Origin of the sequence: Sphingomonas natans, assembly GCF_030546695.1 — a bacterium.
GTDB lineage: Bacteria > Pseudomonadota > Alphaproteobacteria > Sphingomonadales > Sphingomonadaceae > Sphingomonas_I > Sphingomonas_I natans.
This window is the reverse complement of sequence record NZ_JAUOTP010000012.1, coordinates 95,875-114,544: the sequence shown is the minus strand read 5'-3', so window position 1 is coordinate 114,544 and position 18,670 is coordinate 95,875. Positions and strand designations below refer to the sequence as shown.

The 18,670-nt window shown below is 65.4% G+C and carries 18 protein-coding genes and 1 tRNA gene; 6 read left to right on the top strand and 13 right to left on the bottom strand.

The genetic code is table 11. The features are described 5' to 3' along the window. Positions 1 to 14: 14 nt before the first annotated feature. The 7 genes from Q4F19_RS20725 to Q4F19_RS20695 all read right to left on the bottom strand — a co-directional run bounded on the left by Q4F19_RS20725 (position 15) and on the right by Q4F19_RS20695 (position 8,361). Positions 15 to 1,433: a M24 family metallopeptidase gene (locus Q4F19_RS20725; protein WP_303546661.1), complete on the bottom strand. Its 1,419-nt coding sequence runs from the start codon at positions 1,431 to 1,433 to the stop codon at positions 15 to 17. An 84-nt stretch (positions 1,434 to 1,517) separates the two neighbouring features. Next, positions 1,518 to 2,564 carry a fatty acid desaturase gene (locus Q4F19_RS20720; RefSeq protein WP_303546659.1) on the bottom strand — a complete coding sequence of 349 codons (1,047 nt, stop codon included), beginning with the start codon at positions 2,562 to 2,564 and terminating at the stop codon, positions 1,518 to 1,520. Positions 2,565 to 2,814: 250 nt separating this feature from the next. Next, a complete protein-coding gene (locus Q4F19_RS20715) occupies positions 2,815 to 4,233 on the bottom strand; it encodes an MATE family efflux transporter (protein ID WP_303546658.1) in 1,419 nt (472 codons plus the stop codon). Between the two features lie 60 nt (positions 4,234 to 4,293). Continuing rightward, positions 4,294 to 5,118: a CpsD/CapB family tyrosine-protein kinase gene (locus Q4F19_RS20710; protein WP_303546656.1), complete on the bottom strand. Its 825-nt coding sequence runs from the start codon at positions 5,116 to 5,118 to the stop codon at positions 4,294 to 4,296. Beyond that, a complete protein-coding gene (locus Q4F19_RS20705; RefSeq protein ID WP_303546654.1) occupies positions 5,115 to 6,560 on the bottom strand; it encodes a GumC family protein in 1,446 nt (481 codons plus the stop codon). The genes Q4F19_RS20710 and Q4F19_RS20705 overlap by 4 nt, the downstream gene beginning before the upstream one ends. Then, positions 6,557 to 7,720 (bottom strand): porin family protein, encoded by a 1,164-nt coding sequence (locus tag Q4F19_RS20700; RefSeq protein ID WP_303546652.1) that lies wholly within the window; start codon positions 7,718 to 7,720, stop codon positions 6,557 to 6,559. Before Q4F19_RS20700 ends, Q4F19_RS20705 begins: the two co-directional genes overlap by 4 nt. Next, the gene (locus Q4F19_RS20695) at positions 7,717 to 8,361 is read right to left on the bottom strand and encodes a polysaccharide biosynthesis/export family protein (protein ID WP_303546650.1); all 645 of its coding nucleotides are present in this window, start codon (positions 8,359 to 8,361) and stop codon (positions 7,717 to 7,719) included. The genes Q4F19_RS20700 and Q4F19_RS20695 overlap by 4 nt, the downstream gene beginning before the upstream one ends. A gap of 267 nt (positions 8,362 to 8,628) precedes the next feature. On the opposite strand from Q4F19_RS20695, the gene Q4F19_RS20690 reads away from it, so the two are divergent. Beyond that, positions 8,629 to 10,098: a tetratricopeptide repeat protein gene (locus tag Q4F19_RS20690; RefSeq protein WP_303546648.1), complete on the top strand. Its 1,470-nt coding sequence runs from the start codon at positions 8,629 to 8,631 to the stop codon at positions 10,096 to 10,098. Here Q4F19_RS20690 and Q4F19_RS20685 read toward each other — a convergent pair. Beyond that, positions 10,093 to 10,260 carry a hypothetical protein gene (locus tag Q4F19_RS20685; RefSeq protein WP_303546646.1) on the bottom strand — a complete coding sequence of 56 codons (168 nt, stop codon included), beginning with the start codon at positions 10,258 to 10,260 and terminating at the stop codon, positions 10,093 to 10,095. The genes Q4F19_RS20690 and Q4F19_RS20685 overlap by 6 nt on opposite strands. On the opposite strand from Q4F19_RS20685, the gene Q4F19_RS20680 reads away from it, so the two are divergent. From Q4F19_RS20680 to Q4F19_RS20670, 3 genes are all read left to right on the top strand, one after another. Then, positions 10,261 to 10,881, top strand: coding sequence for a WecB/TagA/CpsF family glycosyltransferase (locus Q4F19_RS20680; RefSeq protein WP_303546645.1), 621 nt, complete (start codon positions 10,261 to 10,263; stop codon positions 10,879 to 10,881). Then, complete coding sequence (locus Q4F19_RS20675) at positions 10,878 to 11,324, top strand: type II 3-dehydroquinate dehydratase (protein ID WP_303546643.1); 447 nt, start codon at positions 10,878 to 10,880, stop codon at positions 11,322 to 11,324. The genes Q4F19_RS20680 and Q4F19_RS20675 overlap by 4 nt, the downstream gene beginning before the upstream one ends. Positions 11,325 to 11,387: 63 nt before the next feature. Further along, on the top strand, positions 11,388 to 12,233 hold the full coding sequence (locus Q4F19_RS20670) for a dienelactone hydrolase family protein (RefSeq protein ID WP_303546641.1): 846 nt from the start codon (positions 11,388 to 11,390) through the stop codon (positions 12,231 to 12,233). A gap of 4 nt (positions 12,234 to 12,237) precedes the next feature. Here the strand turns inward: Q4F19_RS20670 and secF are convergent, their stop codons facing one another. From secF to yajC, 3 genes are read right to left on the bottom strand one after another with little or no spacing between them, the layout of a single operon-like run. Beyond that, entirely contained in the window at positions 12,238 to 13,200 is a 963-nt protein-coding gene (secF, locus tag Q4F19_RS20665) for a protein translocase subunit SecF (protein ID WP_303546639.1), read from the bottom strand. Positions 13,201 to 13,214: 14 nt separating this feature from the next. Next, positions 13,215 to 14,813, bottom strand: a complete 1,599-nt coding sequence (gene secD, locus Q4F19_RS20660; RefSeq protein WP_303546637.1) for a protein translocase subunit SecD — start codon at positions 14,811 to 14,813, stop codon at positions 13,215 to 13,217. Between the two features lie 12 nt (positions 14,814 to 14,825). Then, a complete protein-coding gene (gene yajC, locus Q4F19_RS20655) occupies positions 14,826 to 15,164 on the bottom strand; it encodes a preprotein translocase subunit YajC (protein ID WP_303546635.1) in 339 nt (112 codons plus the stop codon). 171 nt (positions 15,165 to 15,335) lie between these two features. Between yajC and Q4F19_RS20650 the strand changes: the two genes are divergently transcribed. Beyond that, a tRNA-Pro gene (locus Q4F19_RS20650) sits at positions 15,336 to 15,412 on the top strand. A gap of 530 nt (positions 15,413 to 15,942) precedes the next feature. Here the strand turns inward: Q4F19_RS20650 and Q4F19_RS20645 are convergent. Next, positions 15,943 to 16,131: a hypothetical protein gene (locus tag Q4F19_RS20645; RefSeq protein ID WP_303546633.1), complete on the bottom strand. Its 189-nt coding sequence runs from the start codon at positions 16,129 to 16,131 to the stop codon at positions 15,943 to 15,945. Between the two features lie 344 nt (positions 16,132 to 16,475). On the opposite strand from Q4F19_RS20645, the gene Q4F19_RS20640 reads away from it, so the two are divergent. Beyond that, positions 16,476 to 17,537: an IS110 family RNA-guided transposase gene (locus tag Q4F19_RS20640; protein WP_303546631.1), complete on the top strand. Its 1,062-nt coding sequence runs from the start codon at positions 16,476 to 16,478 to the stop codon at positions 17,535 to 17,537. Between the two features lie 340 nt (positions 17,538 to 17,877). Here the strand turns inward: Q4F19_RS20640 and Q4F19_RS20635 are convergent, their stop codons facing one another. Continuing rightward, positions 17,878 to 18,483: a YitT family protein gene (locus Q4F19_RS20635; protein WP_303546629.1), complete on the bottom strand. Its 606-nt coding sequence runs from the start codon at positions 18,481 to 18,483 to the stop codon at positions 17,878 to 17,880. Between the last annotated feature and the right edge of the window lie 187 nt (positions 18,484 to 18,670).

Below are 18,670 nucleotides of genomic sequence, written 5' to 3'. Positions count from 1 at the left end.
TCGCGCATCGAGCGTCACTTGTTTGGGATCAGTCTGATCGCGGTCTGCCGGCCATCGAGGAAGCGCACGCGCGTGCCATCGAAATAGGCATTCTCCTCGGCCCGGAACTGCACCTCCTGCCCGCCCCATTCGGGCACCGCCAGGTAAGCTGCCAGCTCGATCGACCAGGTCGTGTTCGGCGCGATCGGAGTGCTGCCGCGCTCGTCGCCTCTCTGGTCGTCCCAGAAGCCGATCGCGGGCCCGGCGGCGTGGCCATGATAGCCCAGCGGATGCGAATAGATGGACGGCTTCAGTCCGGCCGCGATCGCCTTGGCGCGCGCCGCGGCCAGCACCTCGTTGCCCGTGGCACCCACGCGGAACGAGGAGAGCAAGGCATCCTGCACGCCATTGGCTGCGCGCAGGCCGGCGCGCAGCCCCGCCGGCGCCTCCGTCTCGCCCTGCTTCAGCACATAAGCGAGATGCTGCGTATCCGTGTTGAGCCGCAAATAGGTGATGCCGAAATCGGTCCACAGCAGATCGCCCGGCTGGATGATCGTATCGCCCTCCAGCATCGCGGCGCTGCCCTTGCGGATCACACCGATCGACGGATGGAACCAAGGCACGAGCCCGAGATCGGACAGGCGCTGGCGATACCACCAGACGACGTCGTCGGCGGTGGTCCGGCCCGGCGTGATGACCTTTCGTGAAAAAGCATCGGCGATGATCGAATGCGCCAGCCTAAGAATGCCGGGATAGGCCTGCATCTCCATCGGCGAGCGCGTCTGCAGCCAGCCGATCGCCAATTTCTCGCCGGAGACGATCCGGTCGCGCGCGGCCTGGGGCAGCGCGGCGGTCAGATCCTTATACTGGCTCAGCGTCATCCCGTCGGCGAAGGCCGAGAGCGAGGAGGTGTTGATCGCGATCGCCTTGGGGTTCCGCGCGGCGACGATCTCGGCGACGGCTTTCCACTGATCGGGCTGCTTGTCCGGATCCCAGGCCGGCTGGAACAGGCCGCCCAGCCCGTAACGGCTTACGGTGAGCCGCTCGATCGGCTTGCCGGCACCCGGATCGAAGAAGATCAGGATCGTCCGGCGGCGCGCGTGCAGGCTCTCCGCATTGAGCATGGTCGCGACGACCGGATCCTCGAAATATTCGCGCGCGACCAGCACCCACATGTCGATCTTCTGCGCGCGCATGATCGCGGGGACGACCGTGTCGAGCCGCTCGGCGAGGATCGCATTTTCAAGTGCGGCCCGATCGCGGATGCCGAGGATAAAGGGCGGCGCGGGCGACGCCTGCTCGACGTCGCTCATCGGCAGGATCGGTGCCGTCACGGGCGCCTTGGCCATGCGCTGCCCCATCTGCGCCGTCGTCGGCGCCTGCGCAGCTCCGGCCCAGGCGATCAGCGCCGCAGCGACGCCCGCGATCGGCCCACGGCCGCGACGAATTCCCATATGATCAGCGCCCCCTCTGCAACGGGGCGAGCATAACCGGATGTCCGCGACAGGCCAGTGCCGTCTCGACCGGCTCCGGGCCGGTCAGGCGGTCGCGGCGTCCCGGAAGGAGATCATGCGCCGGGATTTTTCGTCCCACAGCGCCAACCGGATCGTCCGGAAGCTCTGGCGCAGCGTCATGCGCCCGACCTCCCTGAGCTGCGGCGCCGCCGCCAGCGCGCGCTGCATGCGATAGAAGGGGATCGTGCTGCACAGATGATGCACGTGATGAACGCCGATATTCGCGCTGAACCAGCGCAGGACCGGCGGCAGATCATAATGCGAGCTGCCGTGCAGCGCCGCCTTCTGGAACGACCAGTCTTCGGCCGTATCCCAGCTGGTCTGCTCGAACTGGTGCTGGATATAGAAGAGCCAGATGCCGAGCGACGCCGCGACGAGCGTGATCGGCAGGTGGACGAGGAAGAAGGTCGTCAGCCCGAAGCCCGCGATCAGGCCGAGGCACAGCAGAGCGATCGCGATGTTCGTGCCCATCACGCTCATCCACAGCGCCCGCGAGCCGCGCGCGATCCCGACCGGAAAGCGGTGGACGAGCAGGAACTGGAAGGCCGGCCCGAGGACGAACAGCACGATCGGGTTCCGATACATACGATAGCGCAGCTGCTGCCAGCGCGATCGCTGGCGGAATTCGGCGAGCGTCAGCGTATCGATGTCGCCCGTCCCGCGACGATCCAGATTGCCCGTCCCGGCGTGGTGATGGGCATGGCTCCGCCGCCAGAATTCGTAGGGCGTGAAGGTCAGCACGCCGATCACCCGCCCGACCCAGCCATTCGCCTGGCGCCCGCGGAAGAAGGATCCGTGCCCGCAATCGTGCTGGATCATGAACAGGCGCAGCAGGAATGCGCCAGCCGGCAGCGTCAGCAGCAGCCCCGCCCAGATCTGCGCCTTCACGAGGAACAGCGCCGTGATCCACAATGCCACGAGCGGGCCGACGGTGATCACCAGCTCCAGGATGCCGCGGCCGTTGCTGGCCGCGCGGAACGGCGTCAGCGCGCGCAACAGGCCGGATGTGTCGATCTGCGGCACGCTGGAGACGCTCTCGGCATTCGTGCGGACATCGGGTGTTGCGGTCATTTCGCCGCACGGGAAAGAATCAGCGAAAATGGACGTGGCTTTCACTGGAGGAGGTTCAGCGGCGCGGTGACGCCCTGTCTCTGAACGAATCGTGTCGGACAACTTCTTTTTCGCCGAAGCGCGAGGAATAAGCGCCCCGATGCCTGGCACGCGGCCGCTCGCAGAGGCGCGGGCGGCAACGACATCGGGGTGGAAGAGGGTTCGTCATACTACTTTATGGCCTGCAACGCAGTAGCTTACATACGTTAATCTAGCTTCTGGCCAGGATGGCCTCCGGCAAAAGGCCCAGCCGTTCCCGCGCGCGCCATCGCGCCGCCAGCAGCACGGCGACCATCGCGAGGCCCGCCGCCAGCCCCCACCAGACTCCAACGCCTGCCAAGGGGGTGAAGAAACCCAGCCAGACGGAGCTGCCGAACCCGATCGCCCAATAGCCGAACAGGGCGATGATCATCGGAAAGCGCGTATCCTGCAGGCCGCGCAGCACGCCCGCCGCCACCGCCTGCGCGCCGTCCGCGAGCTGGAAGATGGAGGCGACCGCGAGGAAGCGCCGCGCCAGCGTCGCCACCGCTTCATTGTCGGTGCGGCCGGGATCCAGATAGATGCGGATCAGCGCGTCGGGGATGCTCCACATAATGAGCGCGGTCGCCGCCATGATGCCGATGCCGAGCACCAAAGCGACATTGCCCGCGCGCCTGATCCATTGCGGGTCCGCCGCGCCGAACGCCATGCCGACGCGGATCGTGGCAGCCTGTGCGATCCCGAACGGCAATTGGAACGCGAAGGCGGCGATGTTGAGCGCGATCGCATGCGCGGCGACCTCTTCGATCCCGATGAGCCCCATCAGGACGGCAGCGCCGCCGAACAAGCCCGCCTCGAACGTCCAGGTCGCGGCGATCGGAAGGCCGAGGCGCAGCACGTCGCGCGCGCGCGGCCAATCGAGCCGCCACCAATATCCGAGCAACCGGTATTTCCGCAGCCTTGGATCGCACAGCAGGATGATCGCATAAGCGAGCGTCATCACGGCGAAGGACAGCACGTTGGCGAGCGCGGATCCGTCGAGTCCCATCGCGGGCGCGCCGAGATGCCCGTAGATGAACGCCCAATTCCCGAGGATATCAAGCGCGAGCGCCAGGCCGGTGACGAGGAACGTCCATCCGGGCCGGCCGAGCGCGGCGGCGGCGGTCCGCATCACGCCCGCGCCCACCGCCAAAGGCATGCCGATGAGGATCACCCAGAGGAACCCGCCAGCCAGCCGCGAAACCTCCGCATCCTGCCCGGCCAGCCGCAGCAGCGCTTCGCCTTGGGACAGCAGGATCATCACCGGCGCCGAGCAGAACAGCCCCACCCACAGCGCCATGCGGAAACTGCGCCGCACCTCGCGCACGGCATGCGCGCGGCGGCCGAGTTCGGCGGCGATCAGCGGTGCCGCGGCGCCGGTCAGGCCGATCAGCGCGAACACCGCGAGATTGAACATGAACGCGCCCAAAGTCGCCGCGGCGAGATCGCGCGATCCGAGCCGCGCGACGAAGATCACGTCGACCGCGGCGATCGCCATCTGGAGGAGGTTCGAGCCGACGAGCGGCCCGGACAGGCGCAACAGCGACGCGGCCTCGTCCCGCCAGGACGCGGGCGGTGGGGCAACGAGCGGGGATACGACGGCTACTTCCATCGGTCCGCCTTACACCGGCAGACCCCACTGGATACCGTCAATCATCGGAGGCGGTGGCGATCAGTAATAAGCGCCGTAGCCGTAGCTCACCCCATAGCCATAATCGTCGCTGAACAGCCGGCGCTTGTAGCGGTTGAGCACCGTGCCCAGCATCGGGGCGGGCGACAGCATCCGGATCGTATCGGCGACCTGCTTCTTGGTCGTCCGTCCATCCTCCACCACCAGCAGATAGCCGTCGATCCGGTTGGCGATGATGACCGCATCGTCATCCGCGAAGATCGGCGGCATATCGACGATCACGAGCGTCTTCGACATCGCGCGCAGCCCGGCGAACATCGCCTCGCCGCGCGGCCCCGACAGCAATTCGCCGGTCGCGACGTTGCGCCGATAGCCGGGTATGACCACGAGCCGCTCGTCATTGACGCGATAGCCGATCTCGCGGATGTCGCCGACGTCTCCGCCCAGATAATCGTGGACGCCATTGCCTTCGGGGAGCCCGATGCGTGGCCCCAGCGCCGGGCGGTGCAAGTCGAGGTCGATCGCGCAGACATGCGTGTCCGTCAGCCGCGACAATGCCGCGGCAAGGTTGACCGCGACGAACGTCTTGCCGACATTGGGCGCCGCCGAGGTCACGCCGATCAGCCTGACATTGTCGTCCGCCGCGAGCTGAGCGATGCGCGTGCGCAGCAGCTTGAACGGGCGGGCCCGCTGGTCGCCGCCGCGAAAGCCGAACACGAAGCGCTGCCCCAACTCGTCGGAGGCCGCCTCGAAGCGCGGGAATTCGGCTTCGTCCTGATAGAGCGGGCGCGCCGCCGCGCTCTCGGCCAGCGTGCTCATCGCATGGCCCCGATTGAACGCATCACGATCGATATCCTCATGGCTCATGTCCGCGCCCGCCGACGATTGCGGCGCTCCAGCCAGCGGATCATAAAATTGGCCTTCCGCGAATAATCGGGGATGATCACCAGCGGCGCCGATCCGGCGGCATCGCGCAGCATCTCCGTGCCCCGGATCGGTCGCAGCAGCAGTTCGAGCAGTAGCACGACACCGAAACCGAGACCCAGCCCGCCTATCAGCGCCCCGAGGATGAGCAGCGGCCGGTTAGGCTTGTAGGGCGCATCGGGCACGACGGGCGGATCGGCCAGCGTCAGCCGCTCGCCTTTCTGCTCGGTCTGCATGCGGGCGGAGAGCTGTGCGGACTGCGCCTTCGAACCGATGTCGCGATATTGATCGCGCAGCGCATCGGCGCGCTTCTCGAGCGCATCGACCTCCGCCGCCAGCCCCGGGCCGCGTGACTGCGCCGACCGGACCTCGCTCGTTTGGGACAGGATCAGTCCCTTGGCCGCGCGGAGCGACGAGATCTGGACGTTGTTCGCGCCGATCATCGGACTGGAGCTCGGGGCGGCCGCCGCCGTCGTCGCGCGACGCGCCGCATCGAGCTGGTTCTGCGCCGCGATCACGTCCGGATGCGTATCCGAATAGCGCGCCTTGGCGTTCGCCAGAGCGATCTGGGCAGCCTGCACGGTGCCGTTCTCGACACTGATTGGTGCCTGCGACAGCCGGGCGTTCTCCGCCTGCAGATTGGCGATCTCGGCATCGATGCGCGCGGCGTCGGCACCGGGGTTGCCCGTCGATTGCGCCTGCATCGCCAGCAGCGGGCCATTCTCGGTCTTGATCTTGGTGATCTGGTTTTCGATCGCGGCGATCTGCGCCTGGAGCTGCCCGCCCTGCTGGTTGAGGAAATTGGCCGCGCCCACCGCCTGATCGGTCTGCGCGCTGGCGTCGACCTCGAGAAAGCGGTTCACATATTGCTGCGCGACGATCTGCGCCTTGACCGGATCCGAATAGGAGAATCCGATCTTCAGCGCGATCGTCCGACCCGTATTGCCGGTGTCGGCACCGATCGCGTCGATCGTCGTCGCGTCGCGCATCGTATCGACGATCTGAGACAGCGGCCGGCGACGCTGCTCGTCGGCGTAGAGATTGTTGGTGCGAATGAGGCGGATCAGATCCTGCCGGCTGAGCACGCGCTCACGCGCCCGGGCGATCCGCTGGCCGATCACGTCCGTTACGGGCGAATTGACGATATCGATCGGGAGCTGCTGGCTTTCGATCAGCACGGTCCCGCTCGATTCGTACATCGTCGGAATCGTATAGGCTGCCGCCACGCCGGCGATCAGCGCCAGGATGCCGGGAATGATGATCCACCAGCGCCGTTCCCACAGGATCACCGGCAGCGCCTGGATCAGGCCCGAGCCGCCGCCTTCCTCGTCATCCTGCTGCGCGATCGACGCCAGCGGGCCGGGATTGGGATAGGGGTTCATCATTCCAGACGCCCGAATTTATACGCGATGTCCAGCGTCGCCGCATATCCCGAGACGGTGCTGTCGCCGCCCGCGACAAGCGAGCCGTAATCGCGATGCTGATATCGGCCGCTGAAGCCCGCCGACAGGCGATCCGTCAGGGTGCGCGAGTAGCCGCCCGACAATTCCCAATATTTCTGCTTCGGGATGATCGAAAGCCCGCGGGACTCCGACACGTCATAGACCGCCGCGAAATTCACGCTCGAGCGCGCCGACAGATCGTATGTGACATTCGCGCCGATGCGATTGTCCGTGCGGAGCCCGCCGAAGCCGGACGCCGCGCTCTGCCGCGAGCCCTGCACGCAGACCCGGTAGCGCGGATATTTGCCGCACAGTTGCGCCGAGAAGCCGGGGGTCGATGTGGTGCCGCCGATGCCGGACTTCTGGAAGATGATCCCGACATTGCCGTCGAACTGCCATATCTCGTTGAAATCATAGACCAGCCGCAGCGCCGCATTGTAGGACGTGCTGCTGGCGAAGGCATCGGATTTCACCCTCTGCAGCGACGTATCGACGCCCAGCTTCATCCGCGCGTTCACCTGCCGCAGATAGCCGGCGCTCAGGCCATATTGTTCGAAATCGCTGATCGCCGTGCTGGGATAGGTCGTGTGCGAATATTGCGGGCCGATATAGAAGCTGTCGCGGCTCGTCGGCGTCCACTGGAGCGTGCCGTCCGCGCCGTAAGTGCGCGTGCGCTGGCCGATCGAGAGCAGGTCGACGATCGTACCGCTCTCGCCGGCCAGCCCGCTATTGTCGAAATTGCGCGCGTTGATCGAGTCCTGATAACGCAGCCGACCGCTCGCGGAGAGCCGATTGCTGATCGTCTGCCGATGATCAAGCGTCGCCTGATAATTTTCGGCAAGTCCGTAATAGCGGAAATTCTGGCTGAGATCCGCAATGCCGGTGAGCCGCGTCTGCGACGTCTCCGATCGGCTCTGCAGCCATCCGGTCAGCGTACCGCCGCCGATGCCCGTGCCGCCAGGCGAATTGAGCTGCAGATAGGGATTGCTGCCATAGCCGATCCGGCCATCGATCGATCCGCCCGCAGTGATGCTCTGCGCTTGGACGCCGTTTGCCGCCAGGGCGCTCGCAGCGAGCGCCGTCGTCAATAGGACGCGCTTCACGGAACCACCACGGTATCGCCGGCCAGCAGCAGCGGAATGCCGTCGCCCGCCAGATCGCCGTCGGTCGGACGGCCCTTCAGCACGCCGGCCAGCTTCGCGCGGACCACGCTCGATTTGCCGCCATTGTTGCGCAGGATCACGACGTTGCCGAGATCGGCGAACTCGCTGGGGCCGCCGGCCAGCGCCAGCGCATCGAGCACCGTCACGTAACGCGTCGGCGAGAAAGTCCCCGGCGAGCGTACCTTGCCGATGACCGAGATCTGCATGCCGCTCGATTGCTTGACCGAGACGGTCACCTGCGGCGCCACGCCCTTATATTGGGGCGCGAGCAAGCGGGAGAGTTCGGACTCAACCTCGTTGGTCGTGTGCGTCGCAGCCATCACCGTACCCGCAAGCGGAAAGCCGAACGTGCCGTCGGGGAGCACGGTCAGCGCGCGTTGCAGCCGCTCGTCGCCCCATACATAGACGTCCAGCATGTCGCCCGCGCTGATCCGATAGGTTGATGCCGCCTGTCCGGGCAATTTGGCCGCGGGCACCGGCGTCGGGGCGGACGCCGCGGTCGGGGGGGCGCCCTGCGCGAAAAGGCTCGCCGGCAAGAGCGCGGCAAGTCCCAGCAAAGCTGCCACCGGGCGGATCATCATAACGAGAACACCTCTTCGAAAAACAGGTACGGGCTTGCGAGCGGCGTCAACGCGAGCCTTATGGTGGAAATAGCCGGATCCGGTCAAATGCCCGAGCCCCCCTAGCAGACCCCTAAACGCTCCGGATCAAACAATTGTAACGGCGGCGGACGGAATTTCTTATACGCAGATGCTATTCCACTCGCCGATCCGGCCATCGCCTAGTAGCGCAGGGTTATGAACAGCATCTTTCCGCGGTTTGATGTCGCTTCGCGCGTTCTTTTCATCGTGCTGGCGCTCCTTCTCGCGGGCCTCGTCGCCGGCTGCGGCCGCAACACGACCAAGGCGATCGCGCTGGAGGCGCAGGCCGACAATCTGATCGCCGCGGGCGACGCTGTCCGCGCCGCCGATACGCTCGACAAGGCGCTGAGCTATGATGGCAACGATCCCGGCCGCTGGGTCAAGCTCGGCCGCGTCCGGCGCGATCTCGGCCAGCCGTCACCGGCAGCGGCGGCGTTTCAACAGGCCTTCGATCTGGATCCCGCCAATATCGAAGCGATGCAGAACCTCGCCGTTCTCTACATTGCCGGCCGTCGATTTCAGGAAGCCAAGCGCGTCGTCGATCCGCTGTTGTCGCTCTCTCCGAACGATATCGCCGGTGTGCTGGCGACGGGCGCGATCGCCTATTACGAGGAAGATTATCCGACCGCGCTGAAGATCGCCGATGAAATGATCCAGCTCACGCCCGACAGTAAGGAGGGCTATATCCTGAAGGCCCACGTCCTGGAGAAGACCGGCCATCCCATCCAGGCCGCGCGCCTGCTCGAACAGCGCATGCAGACCATGCCCGACGATACCGATATGGGCGAGCAATTGCTCCAGCTCTATCGCAGCTTCGGCAATGTCGAGGGCGTGCGCTCGATCTCGATCCGGCTGGCGAAGCTAAAGCCGGTCGATCCGCGCTATCAACTGGAAAGCCTGCGCGCTTTTCAGGCGAAAGGGGCCGTCGCCGATCGGGAGCGCGTGACCGCCTATCTGGTCAAGCGCTATGCGAACAATCCTTCGGTGCTGGGTGCCGTCGCAGACTTCTGGCTCGGCGCGCTGCCGCTCGACGAAGCGACGCAGCGGATCGCGCAGGCCGCCGCCGCCGGCAACGGCCTCACCAAGGCGGCGCTCGTCGGCCGGCTCATCCGTTCCGGCGCGCTCGACGAGGCGGCCACCCTGCTCGGGCCCGTCGCGACCCAGCCGGTGACGGACGCGAACGTCGATCTGCACGCAATGTATTCCAACCTGCTCATGGCCCAGGGCAAGGTCGCCGCCGCCCGCGATCAGGCGCGAATGACGCTCGCGTTCGATTCCGGCAACGATGTCGCGCTGCTCACCCGAGCGCGCGCGCACGTCGCCCGCAAGGAATATGACGAAGCGATCACCGACGCACAGTCGGTCATCGCGGACGATCCCGCCAACGAATCCGCCGCCGTGCTGATCGCCGACATCTATGCCGCGCAGGGCAACGATATGCTTGCGGCTTCGGCATATGCCGATGCCCAGTCCGCGGCGCCGCGCAGCATCGGTCCGGTCCGGGCGCGCACCGCCTGGCTGATCCGGCGCGGCCGCGCGGCCGAGGCGGCGCAGGTCGCGGGCCTGTTCGCCCGGCAGGTCAATCGCGACGATGCGTGGCGGCTCTACGAGACGATGTGTCAGGCCGCGAACGATCCGTTCTGCCTTGCGCAGGCGCGCTCGCACGGCGCATCATGATCCGGTACGCGACAGGATAATCCCATCGAAAGCCCTGCCCCCCGCACCGAATTTCTCGGCCTCGAGTTCGACCGGCTCGATACCGATGGCGCGCTCGGCTGGATCGCGGCGCGGTCGTCCGTCGATCCGTTCGCTTATGTCGTGACGCCCAATATCGATCACATGGTGCGCCTGCCCCAGCTCAATCGTCATCTCAGGCGCGCTTATGACGATGCCGATCTGTGCCTGTGCGACAGCCGCGTGCTCGCCCGGCTCGCCCGCCTGGTCGGCGTGCGCCTGCCGGTGGCGCCGGGCAGCGACATCACGCGCCTGCTGTTCGATCGCCTGCCCGCGGGCGACCGGCTCTTCCTGATCGGCGGGACCGCCGCCGATCTCGCGCACCTCCAGGGGCTCTACCCCGCTTTGTCGATCGCGCAGCACATCCCGCCGATGGGCCTGCTCAACGATCCGGCGGGGCGCGCCGCGGCGATCGCCGCGGCGACGGCCGCGGACGCCCGCATCATCCTGCTCGCTGTCGGCTCGCCACAGCAGGAACTGATCGCGCTGGAAATGAAGCGCGAAGGCAAGGTGCGCGGCACCGCCTTGTGCGTCGGCGCGAGCGTCGATTTCATCACCGGCAAGGAGCGGCGCGCGCCCTTGCCCGTCCAGAAGGCCGGGATGGAATGGGCGTGGCGGCTCGCCGCCAATCCCCGCCGCATGGCGAAACGCTATCTGGTCGATTGCCCCGCCATCTTCCCGCTCGTCGGGCGCTGGGCTCTCGCACGCAAACGGAGCAGGACATGAGCGGCACGACCCTGTTCGTTCTCAACGGACCCAATCTGAACCTGCTCGGCCAGCGCGAGCCTGCGATCTACGGGCACGAGACGCTCGCCGGTGTCGAGGCCGCCTGCCGTGTCGAGGCGGACGCCGCCGGCTTCGCGCTGCGCTTCCACCAGACCAATGCCGAGCATGAGTTGGTCGGCTGGCTGCACGAGGCGCGCGTCGGCGCCGCCGGCATCGTCATCAATCCCGCCGCCTTCAGCTATGCGGGCTACCCGACCTATGATGCGCTGCTGATGTGCGATTGCCCGATCGTCGAGGTCCACATCTCGAACATCCATCGCCGCGAGGAGCCGTGGCGCGCGCACTCGCTGATGACGAAGGCGGCGACCGGCATGATCAGCGGGCTCGGCACGCACGGCTATGCGCTGGCCGTCCGCCACATCGCGCGCCTCCGCGGAAAATAGCGGGCTACCCTTCGCCTCCCGTCTCGGCTTAGTCTGGCATCGGAGACAAAGGTGGAGAGAGCGATGCTGAACCTGACGCGCCCCGACGGATCCCTGCCCGAAGATTTCCACGTCTCGCGCCGCACGGCCGCCGGCATGCTGTTCGCAGGCTACGCCGTCGCCGCTTTCTCCGCCGATGCCGCGCCGATCACGACGCCGTCGGACGGGCTCATCACCGAATGGACGACGATCCCGAACGGGGCGCCCAAGCCGCTCCCCGCTTTCGTCGCCCGCCCCGCCGGCAAGGGCACGCACCCGACGATCCTCGTCGTCAACGAGGTGTTCGGCATCCACGAATGGATCAAGGACGTCTGCCGCCGGCTGGCGAAGGCCGGCTATGTCGCCGTCGCCCCCGATTTCTTCTACCGATCGGGCGTCGATCTGCCCGCCAAGTCGGACCTGAAGGAGATCCTCGCGGTCGTGAACGAGGCGGGCGACGCGCAGGTCGATAGCGACGTGCGCGCCACCACCGACTGGATCAAGAAGCAGGCCTTCGCCAAGCCGCAGGCGATCGGCATCACCGGCTTCTGCTGGGGCGGGCAGGTCGTGTGGCGCTCGGCGATGGTCGATCCGGACATCAAGGCGGGCGTCGCCTGGTACGGCCAGCTCAAGAAGGTCACCCTGCGCACCGCCGAGCTGAAGGCGCCCGTGCTCGGTCTCTATGGCGGGCTCGACAAGGGCATCACCCTGGAGGACGTCGCCGCGATGCGCGCCGCGCTGAAGGCGGCGGGCAGGAAGGACGAGATCGTCGTCTATCCCCAGGCCGAGCACGGCTTCCTCGCCGACTATCGCGCGAGCTACAACGAAGCGGCCTCAGCCGACGCCTGGCCGAAACTGCTCGCTTTCATGAGGGCGAACGGGGTCGCCTAAAAAATTAGCGGACCCGCTCGGCGCTGCTCGTAGGCCCCTTCGGCGCATTCTTGACCGCGAAGGGCTGCGGCTTGAGCCCCAAAGTGATCAGCAGCGAGCTCGATACGTAGATCGAGCTGTACGTGCCGACGACCACGCCGAGCATCATCGCCGCGGTGAAGCCGCGCAGCACCGGCCCGCCGAAGATCAGCATCGCGCCCAAGGCGAGGATGATCGTCAGCGAGGTCATCACCGTGCGCGGCAGCGTCTCGTTGACCGAAAGATCGATCAGCGCGCGCATGTCCATCTGGCGGTATTTACGCATATTCTCGCGGATGCGATCGTCGATGACGATCTTGTCATTGATCGAATAGCCGATGATCGTGAGCACTGCCGCGACGATGTTGAGGTCGAACTCCAGCTGCGTCAGCGCGAAGAAGCCGAGCGTCACGAGCAGATCGTGCCCGATCGCGACGAAGGTCGAGATGCCGAACTCCCATTCGTAGCGCAGCCACGAAAAGACGGCGATGCCGAACACCGCGAGGAACACCGCCAGCATGCCGTTGCGGATCAGCTCGCCCGAAACCTTACCGGAGACGGTCTCGGCGCGGTTGAAGGTGACGCCCGGATAGCGTTTCGACAGATCGGCCTGGACGGTGCGGACGAGGCGGTTGGTCGCGCCTTCGTCCGTGCTCGTGGGCATAGGCAGGCGGATCGAGACGACATTGGCCGCGCCGAACTGCTGGAGCGAAGCCTCGCCGACCTCGAGCCGATCGACCTCTTCGCGCAGCTGATCCAGCACGGGCGGCTGCTTGAAGCTGGCCTCGATCATCACCCCGCCGACGAAATCGACGCCGAGATTGAGCCCGCGCACCGCGACGAGCCCGGCCGCCGCGATCGTTAGCAGCAGGGTGAGGCCGAACGCCCAGTAACGCAGGCGCACGAACCCGATATTGGTGTTGTCGGGGACGAGTTTGAGGAGGCGCATGTCTCGGCTTCCGATCAGATGTGCAGATCGGTCGGGCGCGCCCGACGGATCCAGAGCGCGACCATCATCCGCGTGAACAAAACGGCGGTGAACACGCTGGTGCAGATGCCGATCAGCAGCACGACCGCGAAGCCCTTCACCGGACCCGAGCCCAGAGCGAGCATGATGAGCGCCGAAATGGCGTGGACCGTGTTTGCCTCGAAGATAGTCCGGCTCGCTTCCTTGTAGCCGAGCTCGACCGACTGGACGACATTGCGCCCGCGCCGGCGTTCCTCGCGGATGCGCTCGTTGATCAGCACGTTGGCGTCGACCGCGGTGCCGATCGTCAGCACGAAGCCGGCGATGCCCGGCAGCGTCAGCGTCGCGCTGAGCAAGGCCATCACCGCGAGGATCACGAAGATGTTCAGGATCACCGCGAGGTTCGCATAGACGCCGAAGCGGCCATAGGTGACGAGCATGAACACGATCACCGCGACCGAGGCGATGATGCTGGCGACAACGCCCGCATGGATCGAGTCCGCGCCGAGCTGTGCGCCGACCGTGCGCTCCTCGATCACCTTCAGCGCGACGGGCAGCTTGCCCGAACGCAGCGCGATCGCGAGCTGGTTGGCGCTGTCGGTAGTGAAGTTGCCACTGATGACGGCGTTACCGCCGAGGATCGGCTCGTTGATATTCGGCGCCGACAGCACGGATCCATCGAGGATCATCGCGAACGGCTTGCCGGTATTCTCCTGCGTGACCCGCGCGAACTTGCGCCCGCCCTCGCTATTGAACTTGATCGTGACAGTAGCGCGCTGATTCTCGTCATGACTGATCTGAGCATCGATCAGATCGTCGCCCGAAATGATCACGCGTCGCTGCACTGCGATGATCGGCGCGCCGCCTGGGTTTTCGGGATACGGCAGCACCTGGCTGCCGGGAGGCGCGCGTCCCGCTGCGACGTCGGCCGGATTGGCGGTCAGATCGACGAGCTTGAATTCCAGCTTCGCGGTCTTGCCGAGCAGCGCCTTCAGCCCCGCCGGATCCTGCAGACCCGGCACCTGGACGAGGATGCGGTCCTTGCCCTCGCGTACGATCGTCGGCTCGCGCGTGCCGAGCTCGTCGATGCGCTTGCGGACGACTTCGGTCGCCACGTTCATCGCGCTGTCGACCGCGGCATCGAGCCCGGCCTGCGTCTGCGTCATCACGATCCGCGTCGAATCGACGACCGCGACGTTCCAGTCGCGCTGCCCGGTCACGCCGACCGCGCTCGTCTGCGTCCGCGCACGCTCCACCGCCGCATCGAGCTGCGAAATGTCGCGCACGAAGAAGGAGATGCGCCCGCCCTGCGTCGAGATGTCGCCGATGCCGATTTGCGGCGAGCCGCGCCGCATCTCGGTGCGGATCACGTCCTCCATCTTCGCCAGATTCTGCTTGGCGAGATCGGCGGTATCAGCCTCCAGCTTCAGATGGCTGCCACCCGACAGATCGAGACCGAGATTGATGCGCGGAAAGCCGCCGAGGCCGAGGCTCCGGGCGGTCGATTCGGGCATGAGGCTGGGCACGGCGAGGAAGACGCCGGCGAACAGGACGAGGAGGATTCCCCAGACCTTCCAGCGTGGAAAATCGAGCACTGGCTGCGTCCGTCAGTCGTTGGCGGGCTTGGAGCCGGACCGCACGTCCGACAGCGTCGCCTTGAGCGCGCGCACCTTCACGTTCGGGCCGAGCTCGATCTCGACCTCGTCGCCGTCGACCTTCAGCACCTTGCCGATCAGGCCGCCGCCGGTGACGACGGTGTCGCCCTTCTTGGCGCTGTCGATCAGGTTGCGCTGCTCCTTCAGCTTCTGCTGCTGCGGGCGGATCAGCAGCAGATAGAAGATGCCGAAGATCAGGATCAGCGGCGCCATCTGCAGCAGGATCGGCAGAAAGCCGCCGCTGCCCTGGGCGGCGCCGGTGGACTGGGCGAAGGCGGGGGATGCGAACATGAAGTCTCTCGAGCGTCCCGGGATTGGGCGCGGCCACATAGGAGCAGGCGGCGCCGGAAAGGAGGCGCGCGCCTATCACGATCGCCGCTTCCCGCGCAATGCTTGTCGCGGAAACCGCCATGCGCGGCCTTGCCAAGCCGCCGACCTGCCACTAGGGGGCTCGACCTTGGTCGGGGCGTAGCGCAGCCTGGTAGCGCATCAGACTGGGGGTCTGAGGGTCGCAGGTTCGAATCCTGTCGCCCCGACCAGAATTATATCAAGCGCTTAGCCGCATAAGTGCCTCCCTAGGTGGCGGATGGTGAGGCGCCTAGCAAGCACCCAGCAATCACCGCAAATTTCAGCACGCTCGAGTCGGCGCTCCGCAAGAGATCATCGGAGTTCACTTTCCCCAGGGCCTAGCTGGGTCGCGCGGCTAGTTGCCGTGATCTATGACGCCGTCGGCACACGCGCGCCACATTACCAATCGACGGTGGCGGCGCGATAGCCGCTCTCTTGTGCCAGACGCTCGCACAGCTCCTGGCCGTGGCCCCCTCAACTTCCGCCAACCGGTTGAAATGCACATCAGGTTTGGCAAAATCTTTCCTTAGGTTTCTGGCGAGGTGAAACTTCGTTACCTCGCCCGTAAACGGCAACGTTGCGCAAAAAGCGACAACGTCATCGGCTGCCTGGAATGCCGCGAACAGCCGCTGCCGTTGCGGCCAAATCTTTTCGATCGCAGCGACCTTCCCGGCGTGACCGCAAACCGCGCTACAGCTGCCGCCCTCAGCAAGCGCGACCATCACGCGATCGAAAATGGGACGCGCGATGCTGTTTTCATTCCTGAGTCGATAATAACGTAGAGCGCTTCGGTGGCGAACGCGTCAGCGTCTGTGGGCGGCAACAACGCTTCGCGCCATGCAATTTCATCGGCGTACCCGGCGACTCGGACGGCCAAATCGATCCCTCGAAAGCGCTTGATGGTAATCATGGGGGCCCTTCTCGCATGGTGGGCTGGCCGATGCTGCTCGTGGAAGCGCATTTTTTTGGAGCTCACGCTTGTGCCAGCATTGATACGTCTTGCCGATCCGGCGACCTACGGTGTCACTTTGCGAACCCGCTTTTAGAAAAACCGGCTCGGCGCAAACATCAGCTTAGTTGAGCAGTGGCAGATAGCAGACGCTTCGTTTTGCCCACTTGCGAACCTGAATGACCATTATCGGACATTTTACGCCGTCTTCCGACCGTTCGGAATAAGACATTATGGGATGGCCCGCCCCTTTTCCCCAGCATCGGATATGATGCTGGCGTCAGAAGAGGGAAAGGAACGGGCCGATGTCTATTGTGATCCTTGGCGTTGATCTCGGCAAGAACTCGTGCAGCATTGTGGGCATCGACGCAGCCGGCGCGGTGGTCGTGCGCCGATCGATGCGCCGGCAGACGTTGATTGACTACGTGCTGAAGCTTCCAGCCTGCGTGGTCGCCATGGAAGCATGTTGCGGGGCTCATCATCTCGGGCGCCTGTTTGCCGCGCGAGGTCACGAGATCCGCTTGATGTCACCAGAGTATGTGCGCCCGTACGTGAAAGCGCAGAAGAACGATGACCGCGATGCCGAGGGGATCGCCGAGGCCGCATCACGCCCTACGATGCGGTTCGTCGAGCTCAAAAGCGAGAAGCAGCTGGATATCCAGACCTTACATCGGGTGCGTTCCCGCCTCGTGGCCGAGCGCACCAACCTTATCAACCAGCTGCGAGCAATCCTGCTGGAACGCGGAGTGATCTTCCCGGCTGGACGACTCAAGTTCGAGTTAGGCCTTGATGGCATTCTGGGAGACGATAACAGCCCATTGTCGCCGCGGGTGCGCCAGCTGGTGAGCGACCTACGCGCGGAATGGCGCGGCCTCGATATGAAGATCGAGGCGCTGAACGGCGAGTTTGTCGAACTGGCACGCGACGATCCTGCCGCGCGAAGGCTGACGTCGATCCCAGGCGTCGGAGTCTTGAACGCGACAGCCCTGATTGCCGCTGTGGGCAACGCTAGCGCCTTTGCCAAAGCTCGGGATCTAGGCGCCTGGCTCGGTCTCGTCCCGCGGCAGCACACGACCGGTGGCAAGCCTCGGCTGATGGGCATCTCCAAGCGCGGCAACACCTACCTGCGCACTCTGCTGATCCACGGCGCCCGGGCAGCGCTGCCCTCCCTGTCCGAGAGCGACACTCCGATGGGCCGCTGGTTGAAAAGCATGATCCAGCGAGGTGTCCACCGCAACGCCGTGATCGTCGCTTTGGCCAACAAGCTGGCGCGCATCGCCTGGGCGACCTTGCGCAAGGAAACAAGTTTCGAGCGCGGCTATGTGGCCGTGCGTGATCAGATCGGCTGCACGCTCCCGCGCGTGTAGCCCATGAGGTTTGCAGGAAGGATCGTGAAGATGGCCTGACAGTCGATCGGCGTTTGGAAAGCCCGGTGAACGAATTGGCACTCGATGCCGAGGACATTATGAGGCTTCAGACGCGCGGATGTCCATCTTGGCCGTGGGCTCGCCCATGAGACCGTATACGTTGACGCAGACTGATCAGAACACCGTAAAATCCTACTTGCAGACGGGGCGGGCCATACGTTTGTTCAACGTCCGTGTTCGGTAACGGCCGTTCGCGAAAGGGCGGCTCGCGGTTCGAAAGACATTTAAGCCGCTGTCAATTCGTGTACGCGATCTCCCGCGCGGGTCGTGCGCAGAGAAACTACTTATCAACGGGTATGCGATGCCAGATGATGATCATTGCATCGGCCGCAACCACGCCAAGTGTCGACCAAGCAGTGGCGACGGGTCCCAGCAGAATTGCGCTGAGGACGATCACAACGAGATCAAAGCAAAGCTGCGCGAGTCCAGCGTTCAATCTGTAGCGCTTTTGCAGCCAGAGAACCGCCACGAGGGTCCCCCCCGCGCCTGCGCCGTGACGGGCTGCGGCAAGGGCGCCCATGCCGACGAGCGTCCCCCCCGCGAAAGCCGAAAGGGCCGGGCTTAGCCGAGAGACCACGAAGAATTGTGGCATCGTCACCATCAACCCGGTCGTCATTGCCGTGACCGCGAGCGATTTGACAATGAACCTCGTCCCCATCCATCGCCACCCGAGCAGGAAGAGCGGCACGTTCATTGCCGCGAAGAGCACGCCATAAGGAATGCTCGTTACCTGCGAGATCAGCAGCGAGAGCCCGACCGTACCACCGGTGATGATCCGGCTGACGTGGAGAAGATAAGCCCCTGTTGCCATCATGATCGTGGCGACGATCAGGCCGTAGGCGTCTTCGGATGCGGCCTGCCAGTTTGGCGAAGTCCGGGTAGCCATGCTGTGCACCTTCCTTCGGATCGACGGGCGGCTCTTTCACGACGCGCGAGCATCGCGCGCGCGTCGGCGGCGCTGGCTAAATATCTAGCGAGCCCGGCCCGTGAGCGCCTTTCCGTGCCGATCTCGCAGAAGACTGATCGATCCCGACCAGCCTTCCGCGCAAAGGTTCAGGCCGCTCGCCGCGCCG